Source organism: Acinetobacter kanungonis (assembly GCF_009939195.1).
Classification (GTDB): Bacteria; Pseudomonadota; Gammaproteobacteria; order Pseudomonadales; family Moraxellaceae; genus Acinetobacter; species Acinetobacter kanungonis.
Genome location: NZ_JAACKC010000007.1, coordinates 76,457 through 93,290 on the forward strand (window position 1 = coordinate 76,457; position 16,834 = coordinate 93,290).

At 40.5% G+C, this 16,834-nt stretch carries 14 protein-coding genes; 7 read left to right on the top strand and 7 right to left on the bottom strand.

The window, feature by feature from the left end:
- Nucleotides 1–6 precede the first annotated feature (6 nt).
- Together mutL and tsaE are read right to left on the bottom strand one after the other, a co-directional pair.
- Nucleotides 7–1,938: a DNA mismatch repair endonuclease MutL gene (mutL, locus tag GWK51_RS13405; protein WP_161934088.1), complete on the bottom strand. Its 1,932-nt coding sequence runs from the start codon at nucleotides 1,936–1,938 to the stop codon at nucleotides 7–9.
- The gene (gene tsaE, locus GWK51_RS13410) at nucleotides 1,931–2,407 is read right to left on the bottom strand and encodes a tRNA (adenosine(37)-N6)-threonylcarbamoyltransferase complex ATPase subunit type 1 TsaE (protein ID WP_161934089.1); all 477 of its coding nucleotides are present in this window, start codon (nucleotides 2,405–2,407) and stop codon (nucleotides 1,931–1,933) included. Before tsaE ends, mutL begins: the two co-directional genes overlap by 8 nt.
- 132 nt (nucleotides 2,408–2,539) lie before the next feature.
- Between tsaE and GWK51_RS13415 the strand changes: the two genes are divergently transcribed.
- From GWK51_RS13415 to GWK51_RS13425, 3 genes are all read left to right on the top strand, one after another.
- Nucleotides 2,540–3,445 (top strand): RluA family pseudouridine synthase, encoded by a 906-nt coding sequence (locus GWK51_RS13415; RefSeq protein ID WP_161934090.1) that lies wholly within the window; start codon nucleotides 2,540–2,542, stop codon nucleotides 3,443–3,445.
- A gap of 109 nt (nucleotides 3,446–3,554) precedes the next feature.
- Nucleotides 3,555–3,905, top strand: a complete 351-nt coding sequence (locus GWK51_RS13420) for a type II toxin-antitoxin system RelB/DinJ family antitoxin (RefSeq protein WP_161934140.1) — start codon at nucleotides 3,555–3,557, stop codon at nucleotides 3,903–3,905.
- A gap of 92 nt (nucleotides 3,906–3,997) precedes the next feature.
- Nucleotides 3,998–4,441 carry a GNAT family N-acetyltransferase gene (locus GWK51_RS13425; protein WP_161934091.1) on the top strand — a complete coding sequence of 148 codons (444 nt, stop codon included), beginning with the start codon at nucleotides 3,998–4,000 and terminating at the stop codon, nucleotides 4,439–4,441.
- Here GWK51_RS13425 and GWK51_RS13430 read toward each other — a convergent pair.
- Complete coding sequence (locus GWK51_RS13430) at nucleotides 4,434–5,144, bottom strand: pseudouridine synthase (protein ID WP_161934141.1); 711 nt, start codon at nucleotides 5,142–5,144, stop codon at nucleotides 4,434–4,436. The genes GWK51_RS13425 and GWK51_RS13430 overlap by 8 nt on opposite strands.
- A 125-nt stretch (nucleotides 5,145–5,269) precedes the next feature.
- Between GWK51_RS13430 and GWK51_RS13435 the strand changes: the two genes are divergently transcribed.
- A complete protein-coding gene (locus GWK51_RS13435) occupies nucleotides 5,270–5,722 on the top strand; it encodes a DUF441 domain-containing protein (RefSeq protein WP_100242397.1) in 453 nt (150 codons plus the stop codon).
- Nucleotides 5,723–5,795: 73 nt separating this feature from the next.
- Here GWK51_RS13435 and GWK51_RS13440 read toward each other — a convergent pair whose 3' ends face one another.
- Nucleotides 5,796–6,716, bottom strand: a complete 921-nt coding sequence (locus tag GWK51_RS13440) for a LysR family transcriptional regulator (RefSeq protein WP_100242396.1) — start codon at nucleotides 6,714–6,716, stop codon at nucleotides 5,796–5,798.
- A 922-nt stretch (nucleotides 6,717–7,638) separates the two neighbouring features.
- Between GWK51_RS13440 and GWK51_RS13445 the strand changes: the two genes are divergently transcribed.
- Complete coding sequence (locus GWK51_RS13445) at nucleotides 7,639–8,583, top strand: 3-carboxyethylcatechol 2,3-dioxygenase (RefSeq protein WP_161934092.1); 945 nt, start codon at nucleotides 7,639–7,641, stop codon at nucleotides 8,581–8,583.
- A gap of 237 nt (nucleotides 8,584–8,820) precedes the next feature.
- The gene (locus GWK51_RS13450) at nucleotides 8,821–10,041 is read left to right on the top strand and encodes an MFS transporter (protein WP_161934093.1); all 1,221 of its coding nucleotides are present in this window, start codon (nucleotides 8,821–8,823) and stop codon (nucleotides 10,039–10,041) included.
- 77 nt (nucleotides 10,042–10,118) lie between these two features.
- Here the strand turns inward: GWK51_RS13450 and GWK51_RS13455 are convergent, their stop codons facing one another.
- The 3 genes from GWK51_RS13455 to GWK51_RS13465 all read right to left on the bottom strand — a co-directional run bounded on the left by GWK51_RS13455 (nucleotide 10,119) and on the right by GWK51_RS13465 (nucleotide 15,148).
- On the bottom strand, nucleotides 10,119–11,102 hold the full coding sequence (locus tag GWK51_RS13455) for an ion transporter (RefSeq protein ID WP_161934094.1): 984 nt from the start codon (nucleotides 11,100–11,102) through the stop codon (nucleotides 10,119–10,121).
- Between the two features lie 103 nt (nucleotides 11,103–11,205).
- Entirely contained in the window at nucleotides 11,206–12,921 is a 1,716-nt protein-coding gene (locus GWK51_RS13460; protein WP_142768948.1) for an AAA family ATPase, read from the bottom strand.
- A gap of 226 nt (nucleotides 12,922–13,147) precedes the next feature.
- The gene (locus GWK51_RS13465) at nucleotides 13,148–15,148 is read right to left on the bottom strand and encodes a PcfJ domain-containing protein (RefSeq protein WP_161934095.1); all 2,001 of its coding nucleotides are present in this window, start codon (nucleotides 15,146–15,148) and stop codon (nucleotides 13,148–13,150) included.
- Nucleotides 15,149–15,424: 276 nt separating this feature from the next.
- Here GWK51_RS13465 and mdh point away from each other — a divergent pair, with 276 nt between their 5' ends.
- Complete coding sequence (gene mdh, locus GWK51_RS13470; protein ID WP_100242390.1) at nucleotides 15,425–16,636, top strand: iron-dependent methanol dehydrogenase; 1,212 nt, start codon at nucleotides 15,425–15,427, stop codon at nucleotides 16,634–16,636.
- Nucleotides 16,637–16,834: the final 198 nt, after the last annotated feature.

Here is a 16,834-nt window from a genome sequence, read left to right on the forward strand (position 1 = left end):
TTAGGTTTACTCTCCTCGAGCAAAAAGTTTATCAAGCTGAGCCAATGGAAATGCACGCCATGTAGGACGCCCATGATTACATTGACTCGCAAATTCGGTCTGCTCCATTTGACGAAGCAAAGCATTCATTTCAGAAAGACTTAATAGGCGATGCGCACGTACCGCGCCATGGCAAGCCATTCCCGCCAAGATTTGATCGCGCTTCTGCATAAGCCCGCGTACTTCATCAGTTGGATCCAAATCATTCAATAATTCGGGAATCAGTGCTGAGAAATCAGCTTTATGTAGAATGGCTGGCACACCGCGAACGATAACTTGTTCATCGCCATACTGGTCAATTTCCAAGCCTAATCGTGCTAATGGATTTTTTAAATCTTCCACTCGAAGCGCCTGCATACGATTCACACTGACCACTTTAGGAATCAACAACTGCTGAGAAATCCAAAACTCAGGGGTTTCCCAAGCAGATTTCATCTGTTGCAGTAAAATTCGCTCATGTGCTGCGTGCATATCAACAATAATTAAGCCTTCAGTATTTTGCGCCAAGATATAAATCCCGTGTAATTGCGCAATCGCGATTCCAAGTGGATGTTCATCCACTTTAGTGGCTACAAAATCTTCAATTGTATCCGCAGCAACCTGACTCTGCACTCTTAACGGTGCCAAATAACTCTGTAGAGCTGCATTGGTAGGTTGAGCCGAATTAACCTGATAATTTCGCGATTCTTGCGCAACATATTGCACGGTATGCGGCTGTGATGATTCAAAATTAGTCAGCACTGCTTGCGGTTCATCTACAGCGGTCTGCTCGACAGCACGATGTAATTGAAACTGCTCTTGATAGCGGGGTTGTTGTACATTATTTGGGCTGGTTTGTTCAACTTTCAAGGCTTGTGCCAAATCTGCACTCGCAGTTTGAAATTGCGCCAAAGTATCTTTGGCAAAATGACGCACAAATTCATGTACTTCACGTTGATTTAAAAAGCGGATTTCATGCTTGGTCGGATGGACATTGACGTCGATATTTTCTGGATCAACCTCTAAAAACAGCAAATATGCCGAATGCTGATGTCCATGCAAAATACCGTCATAAGCCATGCGTAAGGCATGCGAAATGGTCTTGTCTTTGACAATACGCCCATTCACATAAACATACTGCAAATCGGCTTGTGCTCGTGCATCTGAAGGATGCCCTAACCAGCCACTTAAACGCATATTGACGCTATCCGCATCGATCCAATAAGCATTCTCTGTAAATTGACGCCCTAATAATTGCTGCACACGCTGAAAACGCAAAGCACCACTATCTGCAACAGGTAAATTCAAACGAATATTGTTGTTATGTTCTAGCACAAAACGAATATCAAAATGTGTTAAGGCTAAACGACGTACAATTTCTTCAATATGACCAAATTCTGTGCCTGGCTTTTTCAAAAATTTGCGGCGGGCAGGTACATTAAAAAATAAATCCTGTACCCGAATATGGGTACCACGTGATGCTGCAACCGCTTGGATTTCTTGATGTTGAAAAGCAGTGCCATTCACTTCAACCTGATAACCTACACCATCATCAACTTGGCTACTGGTTAAAGTGAGGCGCGAAACCGCTGCAATGGATGCCAATGCTTCACCACGGAAACCCAAACTCACAATCGCGTGTAAATCTTCAGCGGTCTGAATTTTACTGGTGGCATGCCGCATGACTGCCAAAGACAAATCATCGGGATGAATCCCACGACCATTATCAATAATTTCAATCAGCGTGCTGCCACCTTGCTCTACACGAATAATCAACTCTGTAGCACCAGCATCAATCGAGTTTTCCAACAGCTCTTTGACGACAGATGCTGGGCGTTCAATGACCTCACCCGCTGCAATCTGGTTGGCGAGTGCTGGATCTAGAGTATGAATACGACGTGTAGAAAAGTCTTCATGCATGTTGAAATGCCTGTTCGAGCGCTTTTAACAACGCTTCAGATTGAAAACTTAAAGTCGCTTGACGAGATAACTCATCTTCAGATTTTAAAATTTCAATAGTTAAGTCCGCTGTTGGAATTTCTTCACCACCTTTACTTGGCCATTCAAACAAGAATAATGCATGTGGTGTATCCAGATAGTCACGAATGCCCATTAACTCAAGCTCATAAGGATCATTCAGACGATAGAGATCAAAGTGAAAGACTGCTTTATCTTGAATGTTATACGGCTCAACCAAGGTATAGGTCGGACTTTTCACCGAACCTTGATGCCCTAACTGCTGGATTAAAAAACGGGTAAATGTCGTTTTTCCCGCACCCAAATCTCCAATTAAATAAATCACACCCTCAGTAAAATATTGAGCAATCACTTGCGAAAGTTGCTGGGTATCTGCTTCAGAGTTTAGGGGCAAATGAAATGAATACGACATATGACTCACAACATGATTCAAAAGTAGAATTATGATAGCATCGCAACGCTTTTAATACCTATGCCACGCATACGAAATGTGCATTTTTAATACAGCACTTGTGTTCTGCCAACCTGTTGTGATTGATATCTTATGACTGCGAATAATTTTGTTCCACCAATGATTCGTGGTGTTACCGCCAGCAAACTGTTCTTACCCACGTTACGGCCTGCACCACAGCGCTTATATGATTATCTGTGTCAGCAATTTGACCACATCTCAGCACAAGAGTGGCAACAACGTTTTCAAGACCAACTGATTTATGCGGCAGACGGTACGATTTTAAATGTAGATAGTGCTTATCTTGCCAATCAACATATTTATTACTACCGTTTTTTAGCACACGAAATTCATGTGCCGTTTCAACATCAAATTCTGCATGAAACAGATGATTTATACATTGTTGATAAACCACATTTCCTGACCATGAGTCCAACAGGTCAATACGTGCAAGAAACACTCTTGGTTCGATTAAAAAACCAAACGGGAAATGCTAATTTGACCCCGATCCATCGTTTAGACCGCGAAACAGCAGGTTTGGTTTTATTTTCCAAGCGTCCAGAAACTCGTGGGATTTATCAGCAAATGTTTGCCAAACGAGAAGTCCATAAAACCTATCACGCAATTGCTGCCTACCAACCTTCACTCCAACTGCCACAAATACTTCGCTTGAGGATGGATAAAGGTCAGCCGTTTTACACCATGCAAATTATGGAAGGTGAACCGAACAGCGAAACACACATTGAAATTTTAGAACACAACGCAGATTGGGCTAAATATCTACTCAAACCAGAAACAGGCAAACAGCATCAATTACGGGTACACCTGAATTATTTAGGGATTGCGATTAAAAATGATCCGTTCTATCCCAATGTGCAACATAAAACTGATGATGATTTTTCCAATCCATTACAGTTATTAGCGAAGCGGATTCAATTTCAAGACCCTGTTACAGGGGAGTCTATGGATTTATCATCTAATTTTGAATTGACACTGTAATACTATTGTCATTACATAAAACTTAAGTTTTCAGTTGAACAATATTGAAATTACAATGAAATTGTTTAAAATGAAGGCTAAAAGTTTAATCTTCAAATTTATAAAAATCATGAGAAAAACCGAAGTTTATCAAATTCGTCTCGATTCACAGGAAAAGAAACAGGCTTTTGCTGTCTTTAAGCAATTGGGAATTACACCAGCCCAAGCGGTACGCCTCTTTTTTAAACAAGTTGTACTAACAAAGTCCATCCCCTTCTCTATCGAAAATCAGAATATCAATTTAGAGCAATTGATTAAATTGAGACGTCTGAAACAAGAGCAGAAAACCGCGACAGCTACGCTAGAAAGTGATGACACTGCGACTAGCACTCAGCACAATGATGAGTTTCTTATGGATGATGATCATCTAGATTTATTTGAAGAATTGAATGCTATTTTGGGTGAAAGCGACAAAAATTAGTCCTGTTGCATTTTTATACATAATTTAAATTTTTTCATTTAAAAACTTAGGTATGCTTCATGCAAGGACAATACAAATGCATGGAGCAATTGATGATTGTAAGAAAAGCCTCTCTTGAGGATCTGAATCAACTTGCTGTTTTATTTGATGAATACCGTCAGTTTTATGGTGCTTCTTCTAATTTAAATTTATCCCAACAATTCTTAAAACAACGCTTTGAAAATCAAGAAAGTGTCATTTTTGTTCATGTCAAAGACGATGTATTGACAGGTTTTATTTTACTTTATTTGGGTTTTTCTTCTGTCGCTTGTTCGACCTATTATATTTTAGATGATGTCTATGTCACTCCGCAATTTCGCCGACAAGGCTCTGCGAAGCAACTGATCGATACCGCAATTTTATTTGCTCGACATGAAAATGCACTGCGGATTAGTCTTGAAACGCAAAAGACTAATCATGAATCACATCGACTTTATGAAATGATGGGCTTTATTCCAGATAGCGAATTTAGGACGTACCACTGCTTTCTTAAATAGATTCTCGGGTGCGCGCCAGTTCAATTTGCTCAGGCGTTAAATAAATCCATTCACCTTCTTTTAAGTCTGGACATTGTAAAGCCCCAATTTGCACGCGATGCAATTGCTCAACTTTATTGCCCACCGCAGCCAGCATTCTTTTCACCTGATGGTAAACACCTTGATGAATTGTCATTTGCAATTCGCATTCTGCTAACTGTTGAACATCCGTTGCTGCAAATATGCCCTGTTCATTACGTAATTCAACACCAGTTTCAAGTTGCTGAATCTGCTCAGGAGAAATAGGGTCGGCGGTTTGCATACGATAGACTTTAGCCACGTGCTTTTTGGGATGGGTCAAAGCCTGTAAAAATTGACCATCATCGGTAAGCATTAATAAGCCCGTAGTGTCTTGATCTAAGCGACCTACACATTGTAAGCCACGATTCAAGAGCACATCATCAAATAAATCAAACACACTAAAATGATGAGTTGCCTGATGGGAGCACTCATATCCAGCAGGCTTATTTAAAGCAATGTAGATGTTTTCCCGATATTGATAACTTTGCCCATACACTTCAAAAACCAAATTTTCTAAGTTTAATTTCTGCTTTGGATTTTTCATGATGTCTTGGTCTATACTGACAGCGCCTGATTTAATTAATTGCTGGCAATGCTTACGCGAACCAAAACCTTGAGACTGCAATATTTTTTCCAAGAACATAATTAGTGACCCATCATCAGACTGCTGCATTTTAAACAATTTTCCAATTACACGCTGATTTTCTCGCTGTTATGCGTCAAAAATCGCTACAATAGTTGCATTTTCACACATTCTCCCTATATCTTATGTCTAATCTAGATCTAAATCTGATTGCCCTGCTGGTTTTATTGGCCTGCGGTATTTTCAGCCATAACACTGCTGTTACCATTGCGGCTGGGGTATTGATCGTTTTTAAAATTACCCCTTTAAGTGAGTTTTTCCCACTCTTACAGCAACACGGCTTAAATGTGGGTATCGTGATTTTAACCATCGGAGTACTCACTCCGATTGCCAGTGGCAAGATTCCAGGGGAAGCCATCCTTAAATCTTTTTTAAGCTGGAAATCATTATTGGCGATTGCTATCGGCTTGTTTGTGGCTTGGCTAGGTGGCCGTGGCGTCAAATTAATGACGCATCAACCAAATGTCGTGGCTGGATTATTAATTGGAACGGTTGCTGGCGTTGCACTCTTACGCGGTGTGCCTGTCGGCCCACTGATTGCTGCGGGCGTTCTTTCTTTATTTATTGGACAATCTTAGTTCAAGTTACAGAAACGAATTGTGATGATGCAGCAAATGAACCACATCATCACGATTTTACGCTTAAACAATCTTATGACAAATAATATTGATGACGTTTTTGCGAGAACTTTTCCAATTGTTTGAGGAAACCTTCAAAATAGTTCTTCTCTTTTTCTTCAGTCCGATAACCCGCATATAAAGTACGACGTAAGCCTTTTTCAGACACACAATCTAAACGGCGTGAAGTGACCCAGCCCTTTTGTTCATATTCATTCACCACCCAGTCTGGTAAAGCAGCAATACCACGACCACTTGCCACTAACTGAATTAACATTTGGGTTAAATCCGTTGTTCGGATTTGCTTAGGTTGAATATTCGCAGGAATAAACAACTTCGACATAATATCTAAACGGTGTTTATCAACTGGATAGGTAATTAAGGTTTCTTCGGCCAATTCTTGTACGGTAATACGCTCGGCACGCACCAAAGGATGTGTATTTGACAGCACTAAACGGGATTCATATTCAAAAATTGGAAAGTAATCAATGCCCTTTAAAGCAATTGGATCTGCGGTAATTAGTAAATCAAACTCAGCATTTTGCAATAATTCATGCGGATTAGACTCGAAGCCAGAAGCAAAGTCTAAATCGACATCTGGATACTGCTGACGATATTGATTTAAAAGCGGCATCAACCAATCAAAGCAACTGTGGCATTCAGAAGAAAAAATAATTCTTCCTGTCTGCCCATGCACAATGCGTGTGATATCTGTTTGCGCAATTTGAATTTGTGGCAATACATCATCCGCGAGTTTGAGTAAGCGCTGCCCCACATTCGAAAATGTCACAGGACGGCTACGGCGATTTACCACCTCTACCCCATACCAATGATCTAATTCTTTCAACTGATGTGAAATCGCTGAAGGGGTTAAACAGAGGTCATTGGCAGCAGCAACTAAAGAGCCATGTTCACGTAGCGCAAGTAATGTTTTTAAGTGTCTAATTTCAAGCATATTTATTATGAGTCCGCAAAGGTCAAACCTTATAGCCCATCAGAATTTGAGGTTTTCAAGCGACTAAGCACTTAACCCGAGATCTGGAGAAAATCTCAATATCATTAAATCTGTACGGGCAATATCAAAGATGATTTATGTGAATTGACTTCAACCCACAAAATGAAACCTACTCATTCTATCATTAAATTCATTAGTGAGTTTCATTTTTAGTTTTATTTCAGTCTTTTCTATTTAAGTGAATATAATTCAACAATCAAAAGATTAGCTTTGAAATATACCGTTTAAATATTCCATCGACTTCTACTGAAGTTGAACTCTAATTCATGGCAGAAGCAAAAAATTCTCTTCTCTGATCTAATAAGCTTCTGATTTTTTTCACTGATGATTGATTTAAATCCTCATTGAGCTGAAGAGCATTCATCTGAGTAGTCATCTTAAATACTGATCATTAGTATCTTTTCAGGATCAATGACTAAGAATTTATACAAAGCGAGAAAAATTATAGACTCTTATTGCTATATGTTTATCATTCGACCCAAATGGTGGTCAAAACACATCACTAGATCGAAACAAAAAAACACTGATAGAATTAGTGAAATGTCATATCAAGTATGTGAAACATTCATTCTGAGCATTTAAAGGCTTCATCCAAACATATATTTAGCCAATAACCATTTCGAACTTTGGTCGAGTTTGCTGAATAATATATTCACTTGATCAGCGGAAATTTCTTCCCAGTAAAATTTCAAAGTTTACGAAAAACGATAAGCCACTAATTTTATTCAATTAAATAATGCATAGTAATTTACTTATAATTCACCATAATCTTTCAACTATCATTCCATTGCAGATAAATATTGTATTCTTAGAATGACTTCATTTTATGCTCAGATCATCAAACTGGACTTTGAGTGTAAACATGCCCGTTAAATTAATTTGTGTTTCACACACCCCGCTTTTGGATTTTGCCTCCCCACCACCAGAAATTGAAGCTTCTGCCCGCGCAGCGTTTGCCCAACTTGCGCAGCAAGTCAAAGCGTATGACCCGACTCTGATTATTTCCTTTGGTCCTGACCACTTTAATGGTTTTTTTTATGACTTGATGCCAAGCTTTTGTGTGGGTGTCCGCGCAACTGCTGCTGGTGACTGGAACTATGGACCTGCACCACTGAATGTGCCTGAAGAAAAAGCACTTGGACTGATTGAATATTGCTTAGAGCATGATATTGATCTTTCCTACTCCTACCGTATGCAAGCCGACCACGGAATTACCCAACCGCTCGATTTATTTTGCGATGGTCAATTGGACCGTTACCCTGTGATCCCAATTTTTATTAATGGCGCTGCCAGCCCAATGCCGCGCACTAAACGCGTCATTCAAATGGGGAAAGTCATTGGTGAATATCTCAAAACCTTGGATGAACGTATTCTGATTATCGGTTCTGGTGGATTATCACATGATCCTCCAACCCCGCAAATTCAAACTGCACCAGCCGAAGTGCAGGAATTCTTGATTGCAGGACGTAATCCTACGGTTGAAGCGCGAAATATCCGTCAGTCTAAAGTGATTGCGGTTGGTCAACGTCTTGCCAATGGCGATATGAGTGCAGCATTACCCTTAAATCCTGAATGGGACAAAGATTTACTCCAGCGCTTTAAACATGCAGATTTTGATTATTTAGCTGCAATGAGCAGTGAAGAAATACGTCGTGACGGAGGACGTGGCGGTCAGGAAATTCGTGCATGGATGGCTGCTTTTGCTGCACTTTCTGCTTTTGGCGAATATGATGCAGAAATTCAATATTATGAACCGATTCAGGAATGGATTGCTGGCATGGGTATGATGACTGCATCACCGCTTTAGCAGCAACTGACTGTGAAGTTAGTTGACCATTACACTAGCTTCACCCTCCCGATCTGGTGAATAATTCACATTGAGTATGAATTTCCTCCATATTCACAAGTCATAAATTATGTGATCATTCCCATATTAATTTACAAAAAAGTCCAATCCAGAGTGATTTGCTCTGCTTAATTTTAGATCTTTCACTTATAATAACTAGCTCTCCCACACCAACTTATCTCTATTACAATGACATCTATGAATTCCAATGATTCTATCGATGCAAAGCCTACTTATTCCTTATTTTGGGTGATTTTAGCCCTCGCGGTAGGAGGCTTTTGTATTGGTACGACTGAATTTGTCGCTATGGGACTGATTCAGGAAATTTCTCATAATCTTCATGTCAGTATTCCTGTGGCTGGGCATTTCATTAGTGCCTACGCATTAGGTGTCACTATTGGCGCACCGATTATTGCCATCCTTGCAGCGAAAGTACCGCGTAAAACGCTGCTGATTGGGCTGATGCTTTTTTATGGCATAGCCAACGGTGTAACAGCTCTCGCCCATACTTATGAGAGTATGTTGATTTCACGCTTTATTGCAGGATTACCACACGGCGCCTATTTCGGTATTGCCGCCTTAGTGGTTGCTGAATTTGCAGGGAAACAAAAGCGTGCTTCTGCTGTGGCAAAATTAATGATGGGTTTAAATGTCGCAACCGTGATAGGCGTGCCTTTTGCAACATGGCTAGGACAAAACTATGGCTGGCGTGCGGGCTTTGAATTCTCTGCATCTATCGCATTTTTAACCGTTATCGCAATTTTCTTTTTTGTACCGCAAATACAGCAAAAGCAAACGGCCAGTATTCAAAATGAATTACGTGGCTTAAAGAACACCCAAATGTGGCTTACTCTTGCAGTGGGAGCCATAGGTTTCGGTGGACTGTTTTCAGTCTATAGTTATGTTTCCCCAATCCTGACCGAATACACCCATGCCAGCATTCAGGTTGTGCCTTTTGCGCTTGCCAGTATTGGTCTTGGATTGGTCATTGGGGGCTTGGTTGCAGGACATTTTGCCGATAAAAATCTAAATAAAGCCATTATTTGGGTCTTGCTGTCCAATGCCTGTTCTTATGTGATTTGTGCATTTTTTATTGGGAATCTATACACCGCTTTTTCTGCATTATTCTTGGTCAGTTTTAGTATTGCTGGTTTAGGGCCATTACTGCAAACTCGCCTGATGGATGTCGCTGGCGATGCGCAAAGTTTGGCGGCTTCGCTAAATCATTCTGCTTTTAATATTGCCAATGCACTTGGTGCTTTTCTGGGTGGATGGTTGATCAGTCATGGCATGGGCTGGTTAGCGCCAATTTGGGTAGGTGTGATCTTAAGTCTTGGTGGATTAATCATTCTTTTAGTCGCCTTTCAGCATGAAAAGAATCAGCAACAGGATACTCAAACCTGTCAGGAAACAAGTTAAGTATTTTTAATCCATTTCAAATAAAAGCCCTGAGAATACAATAATGCTCAGGGCTTTTGCTTCATGCTTTTAAATCTTTATTCAGGTAACTTTTTACCGCAATGTGGGCAATAGGCATATTGATCCCGTTCCTGTTTCAGCGATTCTTCCTTTTGCTCTCGAATCAATTGCAGAATAATATCTTGGGTTTGTTCATTGGTCAGCCCAACTTCTTTACGGATTTCCTCAATCTTCTCTTTTTCTAAAACAAAATCGATCTCGCTATTTTGAATCAATTCGCGAAATCTGAGTTCAAGCTCTTGCTTACGTAATTCAAGTTCATTCGCCAAACCATTTGCCAAAATACCCGCAGGTAAAGCAGCCAATCCCACGCCCAAAATAGTAATTAAGGCGCCAAGGAAACGTCCCAATGGGGTTACAGGCGTCACATCTCCATAACCGACCGTGGTCAGCGTCACCACTGCCCACCACATGGAGGCAGGAATAGAACTAAAGACCTCAGGTTGTACCCGACTTTCAATCAGATATACACCTGCCGCAGCCATGATGATCATAATCACCAAGATAAAAATCACGGCTTGGAACGAGCCTTTTTCACGCTCAATCACACGCAACAGAATTTGCAGCGAGACAAAATAACGGGTCAGTTTTAATAATCGGAGTAATCGTACAATTCTGAGGAAACGCAGGTCGAAATGGACAAAGAAATTCAGATACGCAGGTAAAATCGCAAGCAAATCAATAATCGCACCACCACTGGTCACCCACTTCAGGCGGTTTGTCCACGGTGATTCAAAGCTATCCGCTTCCGCAATTGACCAAAAGCGCAATATGTACTCTAAGGAAAATACAAAGATTGAGAACAGCTCAAAATAGTAAAAAAAATCGTGGTACTGCACATAGTATTTTTGAATGGATTCAATTAAGACTGCTGCCGCATTACTCATAATCAATGCGATCAGAAAAATATTCAACCCACGACTAAATCGAGATTCATAATCTTCATTGTGCAAATTATTGTAGACAAACTTGCGCAGTGTATACCATGCCGTAAATTTCATTGCTTTTCTAATTTATTCTTATCCGATAAATCGCAGTGTAGCGCAAGTTTTTAAGAAAGTAAGCAAGAATTGCACTTGCCTACGCTTCTCTTTTACAACAGTTTTATTCGATGTAAAGCAATGCTAAACGCACTTGATCATATCCCATTCTTGGGTTGGTGGCTTCCACAATTGGACGCAGTTTTATGGCGCCATCATCTGCAAAATGATCTGAATTTTGACGCTTTTGCAAACGTTTATAAATTTTACGCACTTCTTCGACCACTTCATCCCCAGGATGAGCGACTGAAATATCCAAACCTTGCTCTTTATGCAAACGCCCAAGATGATTAATGATCGTAGCGGGTGTTAAACCTCGTTCAGTTGCAATATCTTCAATCTCATAGCCTGACTCAAAGAGTTCACGGGTTTCATCTAGGGTCGCAGAGGCATAGTTTTGCTTGCCTGCATTACGCGCAATTTTCTTTTCATTGCGTTCAATTTCAACTTCATTTAACGTTCCACCACAATGACGAATAAAGGCTTTGTGTTGAACTGTTAAATCTTGATCTTCAAAATTGTGCTCGGCTTCTTGTGACAACTCTTGAAAACGTCGATCGGCCTTAATGGCCAAACTATCCAGTTCCAAAGCTTGCATATTAAAACCTAGCAGCTTTAAACCCTGTAAGGATTTTAACCGTGACAAAGCCACATAACCTTGCCCTTTTTCAAAGGTGTGGCTTAAGTTGATTTCTGCCGCAGCCAAGGTCATGCCTTGTGATTTATGAATGGTGATTGCCCATGCCAAACGTAATGGAATCTGCTGTAAACTGGCAATACTCTTACCCGCTTCATTATCGACAGACCAAGTTTCAGGCTCAACCAACAACACCGAACCATCAGTGAGTTTCACTTTTGGCAGAATGCCATGATCATCATCTTCTTCAAAACCAATGACTTCACCCAAGCTGCCATTGATATATCCCATATCAAAGTTATTTTTGACAAACATGACTTTGGCATTTTTCTTGAGGGTTAAAGCTTCGGGCGCACGTACCGACGATTTTAAGGTTTCAATTAATTTATCATTACCATCACAGACTGCCATAAATTCATGACCTTGCTGCTCAATGGCATTTAAATGTTGGTAATTAATCGAATCAACATCCATATTATGGGTATACAAACGTGTGAAGGTTTCACCGATGTCTTGGGTACGGGTCTGCTCTAAAGCATGTAAATGTTCTTGAGTAATGCTTTGGCTACGAATCGCATTCAAAATATCATTCAGATAATCATTGCCCTGACGATGTTGTTCAGTCAGATAGCAAACACGAAACTTGGCTTCGACCCATGCCTCTGACATAAAGCAGAATTTATCCCGATTCTGTTCTTCTTTTTTCCCGACTGGCGGTAACTGGAAAAAATCCCCCGCCACAATCACCTGAATACCACCAAAAGCATCATCACTTTCTTTAAAGTATTTCAGCACCTGATTAACCAAATTCAGCTGCTTGGCATGTAACATTGAAATTTCATCTATGATCAATACCTGCGCATTTTCCAGATGCTCTTTCAGATATTTGCGTTCTTTCATGCGCTTCAGATCATCATCGCTTAGGCTATCTTTAATACCGATGCCCGCCCAAGTATGAATGGTCATGCCGTTCATATGAGTTGCAGCAATACCTGTTGACGCGGTAATGGCAACAGGCACTTTACGTGCTTTTAAGTAATTGATGTACTGATTTAAGGTATAGGTTTTTCCTGCACCAGCCGAACCTGTAAGGAAGACATTTTCGCCCGCTTTGAGCAGCTTGAGTGCAGTTTCTTGTTTCATAAGACCTATAACCATTAAAGAACGGCTATAGCCTAACGATTTTTGCCTTAAAAGTTAAGCACAGACCCAAAATCTCGTCATTTTACTACGACTGATCTTTGATAAAAAATGATAAATATCAAAAATATGTATTATATATTTCTAGCAAAATTTAAAACATAAAAAATAATAGTACTTCAAAACTTTTAAGTTGTATCGGTCAAGCAAAAATCCTATCTATTTTTAATTAAGGTGAATACTTTTCATTGAACCATTGAATAAATTGTTCTGCGATTGTGACCAAGAGCTGTTCCGCTTTTTGATTATTCGGATATTCCAATTGATCAAACAGCAACTTGCCTGCCTGAATATGACACCCCAAAGTGAGTGACTGCGTGTAATGTGGAGCAGACATATGAAAAGCGACATATTCACCCTGCATAATCCGTTCTGCATAACTCACCGCAAGACAATGGTGAAAGATATTCGACTCTTCAATGATACGTTCAATATGATGCAATTCTTCAAAGGTCCAGCCTGAATATTGCAAAATCGTCTCTGGAGAAACGGCATTCCAAGTATTGACCGCAAAACTCTGTTTCAGCCGCGCCAAAATTTCATCTTTATGCAATTGTCGATGCCATTCCACTGCATGATGAAATAAGCCCAACCAAGTGGTGTTTTTCGCAATATCACGATTTTCATTAAAACAATAAATTAAGTAATCCCGTACATAGGCATCAAATACAGATACCCTTAAATTCTGATAACGCAAATAGAACAAGGCACGAAACTCATTCACAGGCACATGATGACGGCGCAAGGTTCGATAAAAACCACGATTCTGATGGGTACTTGGATGGACATAACTCAACAGTTCTTGCGGCAGATCTTGCACTATATGATGCAAGTGCAGCATGTACGCCTGCATCACCCGACTGATTTTTTTATACACCTGCTTGACTGTCGCTTCGTTCTTGCTAGAGACATTACGCAGCAAATTCATCCATTCATCTAAATACAAAATGGAAGGACTGATGGCAATCCGTTGATCCTCCGCAGTCTGTTGTTGACCTTTGAGTACCACAGTTTGATTATTTTGATGCTCAAACCATTGTTCTGCTGTGGCGTGTATATCGCAGCTCTGAATAAACATACGCGCACAAGTATGCTGAAAATACTGCAAGGTCAGTAAAATGATACTGGGGTGAATTTGACTGGTATCGACAAAGCTCAAGGCAGTCACCGCGACACGCACATGGCTATGTTGAATATGGCTACTCAACCAATCCAGTACCATCGCATCTTGCTTAAATAACCAGTTCACCGTACGCGAGTAATCAAATATCGGCAATCGGGCGACTTTTTTTTGCCAGATCTGACTATGCGCTTGTAAAAAGTTTTGCTTGGCCAATAAATCATCTTTATGCCACAGCTCGCGGTTCATCAACCTAACAAAGGACAAAACATGACTTTGTTGTATGGCATAGGGCTGTAACAAAGCAAAATCTGCTTGATGATCCAGCAATTCATCCAAATTAAATTTTTGCTCAAAAGTTAAGGTCGCAATGCGATACAAAGCGCTCGGTAAAAATTGCGCTGCGCTATGGCAAAGCTCATCATAGCTATCCATCAGCCCTTGTAGGGGTAAAAAGTCTTCTCCATTGACGATATGCAAGGCACAAAGTTGACTAAAATGTTGTTTTAAGGCGGGATCTAAAGCCGCTCCCGTTTGTAGCGCTTCTACAAAACAGGCATATTTCAGCATCCCGAGCGCAATCAAACGCCGATCTAATAATTCTGCTTGCGCCAAGGTCATTTGATTCAAAAAAGTCAGTACACGCGCTGGCCCACCCACCCATTGATAAACTTGCTTTGCAATAATTTCACGTAATTGTTGCACTTTATTTTTTAAAAAAAGTGAGTGCTGTTCATTCAAATGATCGGTCAGAAAACCGACATCATGCAAAAAGAAATCTTCAAGTAATTCGGCATGTTGCCCTTGATAGTTAAAATCATGCTGTAATAGTGGCGTATTGTTGTTTTGAACCAAATTAAAGCTGAGATAAAACATCTCATTCATAATAAAAATCGTATGTTTTTCTTGATCGATGCGAAACATATTTTGCGCATTCAAATTCCCCAAAATCTGCCATTGTTGCTGTTGCATGGCAGTCAGGTCAGGAGAAAAACTCAACATCATTTGAGCAATTTGACGATGTTGCGGTATTAAACGTTCTTGTTCCATACACGCCCCTCATTCTACTTTTGTATAATGCTACTCATTATTTTAATCAAATTTTTAAAAAAATCACCTTTTGCCGTTTGCTTCATTTTATTTTTATTTATCTTATAGATACCAAAAACTATAACCGCTATCTTGCCATCAAAAGTCTTAAAAAAAGTATGGCTTCAATTCTATGGTAGGTATTTGGTAGGTAGGCTTAATTTTGTCTTCATACAATACTCAAACCACGGTGAGGGTCACCGCTCAGAACATAACAATGGTAGAAGGAATCGCACCATGGCTTTTAAAAATATTGCAGATCAAACCAACGGTTTTTATATTCCATGTGTTTCACTTTTTGGACCAGGCTGTGCCAAAGAAATTGGAACCAAAGCTCAAAATTTAGGTGCTAAGAAAGCACTGATTGTCACCGATGCAGGTTTATTCAAATTTGGCGTAGCTGACACCATCGCAAGCTATCTTAAAGATGCAGGTGTTGATAGCCACATCTTCCCAGGTGCAGAACCAAACCCAACAGATGTTAACGTACATAATGGTGTACAAGCCTACAACGATGAAGGCTGTGACTTCATTGTATCACTTGGTGGTGGTTCATCTCATGACTGTGCCAAAGGTATTGGTCTGGTAACTGCGGGCGGTGGTCATATTCGTGATTACGAAGGGATCGACAAAAGCTCTGTACCAATGACACCACTTATTGCAGTGAACACAACTGCGGGGACTGCCTCTGAAATGACGCGCTTCTGTATTATTACCAATACAGACACTCACGTGAAAATGGCAATTGTAGACTGGCGTTGTACTCCACTCATTGCAATTGATGATCCTAAACTGATGATTGCTAAACCTGCAAGCTTAACTGCTGCAACAGGTATGGATGCATTAACGCATGCAGTTGAGGCTTATGTTTCTACAGCAGCAAACCCAATCACAGATGCCTGTGCAGAAAAAGCAATTTCCATGATCAGCCAATGGTTAAGCCCTGCAGTAGCAAACGGTGAAAACCTAGAAGCACGTGATGCCATGAGCTATGCACAGTACCTTGCTGGTATGGCATTTAACAATGCATCTTTAGGTTATGTGCATGCAATGGCACATCAACTTGGTGGTTTCTACAACCTTCCACACGGCGTATGTAACGCAGTCTTACTACCACACGTGTGTGAGTTCAACTTAATTGCATGCCCTGACCGCTATGCACGCATTGCAGAGTTAATGGGTGTGAACACCAACGGTTTAACAGTCACTGAAGCTGCTTATGCTGCTATTGATGCGATTCGTGAATTATCAGCGTCAATTGGTATTCCATCTAGCCTTGCTGAGTTGGGTGTGAAGGAACAAGACCTCGGTATTATGTCTGAGAATGCACAAAAAGATGCCTGCATGTTGACGAACCCACGTAAAGCGACTCATGCACAAGTGGTCGACATCTTCAAAGCAGCGTTGAAAAGCGGTGCCTCAGTCGTAGATTTTAAAGCAGCGGTGTAAGTCTCTCCAATCTCTTACTTTTTGCTTTTGGCAACCCAGTTCTGGCTGAATCAGGCATGGAGTGCAGTCACTGTTGACTAACCAGCGACTGCACACTAGATTCTCTACAGAAGAAGGCACTGGGTTGCATTTTTTTTGCCTATTTTTTAATTCAGTTTGACAAATACCCTAACTTCATCAAGGATTAAACCGATAATA

Excerpts from the sequence above, each read along its gene's own strand:
- GWK51_RS13425 (WP_161934091.1), top strand. The coding sequence starts at position 3,998 with ATGATTGTAAGAAAAGCCTCTCTTGAGGATCTGAATCAACTTGCTGTT.
- GWK51_RS13420 (WP_161934140.1), top strand. The coding sequence starts at position 3,555 with ATGAGAAAAACCGAAGTTTATCAAATTCGTCTCGATTCACAGGAAAAG.
- GWK51_RS13415 (WP_161934090.1), top strand. The coding sequence starts at position 2,540 with ATGACTGCGAATAATTTTGTTCCACCAATGATTCGTGGTGTTACCGCC.
- tsaE (WP_161934089.1), bottom strand. The coding sequence starts at position 2,407 with ATGTCGTATTCATTTCATTTGCCCCTAAACTCTGAAGCAGATACCCAG.
- GWK51_RS13455 (WP_161934094.1), bottom strand. The coding sequence starts at position 11,102 with ATGAAATTTACGGCATGGTATACACTGCGCAAGTTTGTCTACAATAAT.
- GWK51_RS13440 (WP_100242396.1), bottom strand. The coding sequence starts at position 6,716 with ATGCTTGAAATTAGACACTTAAAAACATTACTTGCGCTACGTGAACAT.
- GWK51_RS13460 (WP_142768948.1), bottom strand. The coding sequence starts at position 12,921 with ATGAAACAAGAAACTGCACTCAAGCTGCTCAAAGCGGGCGAAAATGTC.
- GWK51_RS13435 (WP_100242397.1), top strand. The coding sequence starts at position 5,270 with ATGTCTAATCTAGATCTAAATCTGATTGCCCTGCTGGTTTTATTGGCC.
- GWK51_RS13465 (WP_161934095.1), bottom strand. The coding sequence starts at position 15,148 with ATGGAACAAGAACGTTTAATACCGCAACATCGTCAAATTGCTCAAATG.
- mutL (WP_161934088.1), bottom strand. The coding sequence starts at position 1,938 with ATGCATGAAGACTTTTCTACACGTCGTATTCATACTCTAGATCCAGCA.
- mdh (WP_100242390.1), top strand. The coding sequence starts at position 15,425 with ATGGCTTTTAAAAATATTGCAGATCAAACCAACGGTTTTTATATTCCA.
- GWK51_RS13430 (WP_161934141.1), bottom strand. The coding sequence starts at position 5,144 with ATGTTCTTGGAAAAAATATTGCAGTCTCAAGGTTTTGGTTCGCGTAAG.
- GWK51_RS13445 (WP_161934092.1), top strand. The coding sequence starts at position 7,639 with ATGCCCGTTAAATTAATTTGTGTTTCACACACCCCGCTTTTGGATTTT.
- GWK51_RS13450 (WP_161934093.1), top strand. The coding sequence starts at position 8,821 with ATGAATTCCAATGATTCTATCGATGCAAAGCCTACTTATTCCTTATTT.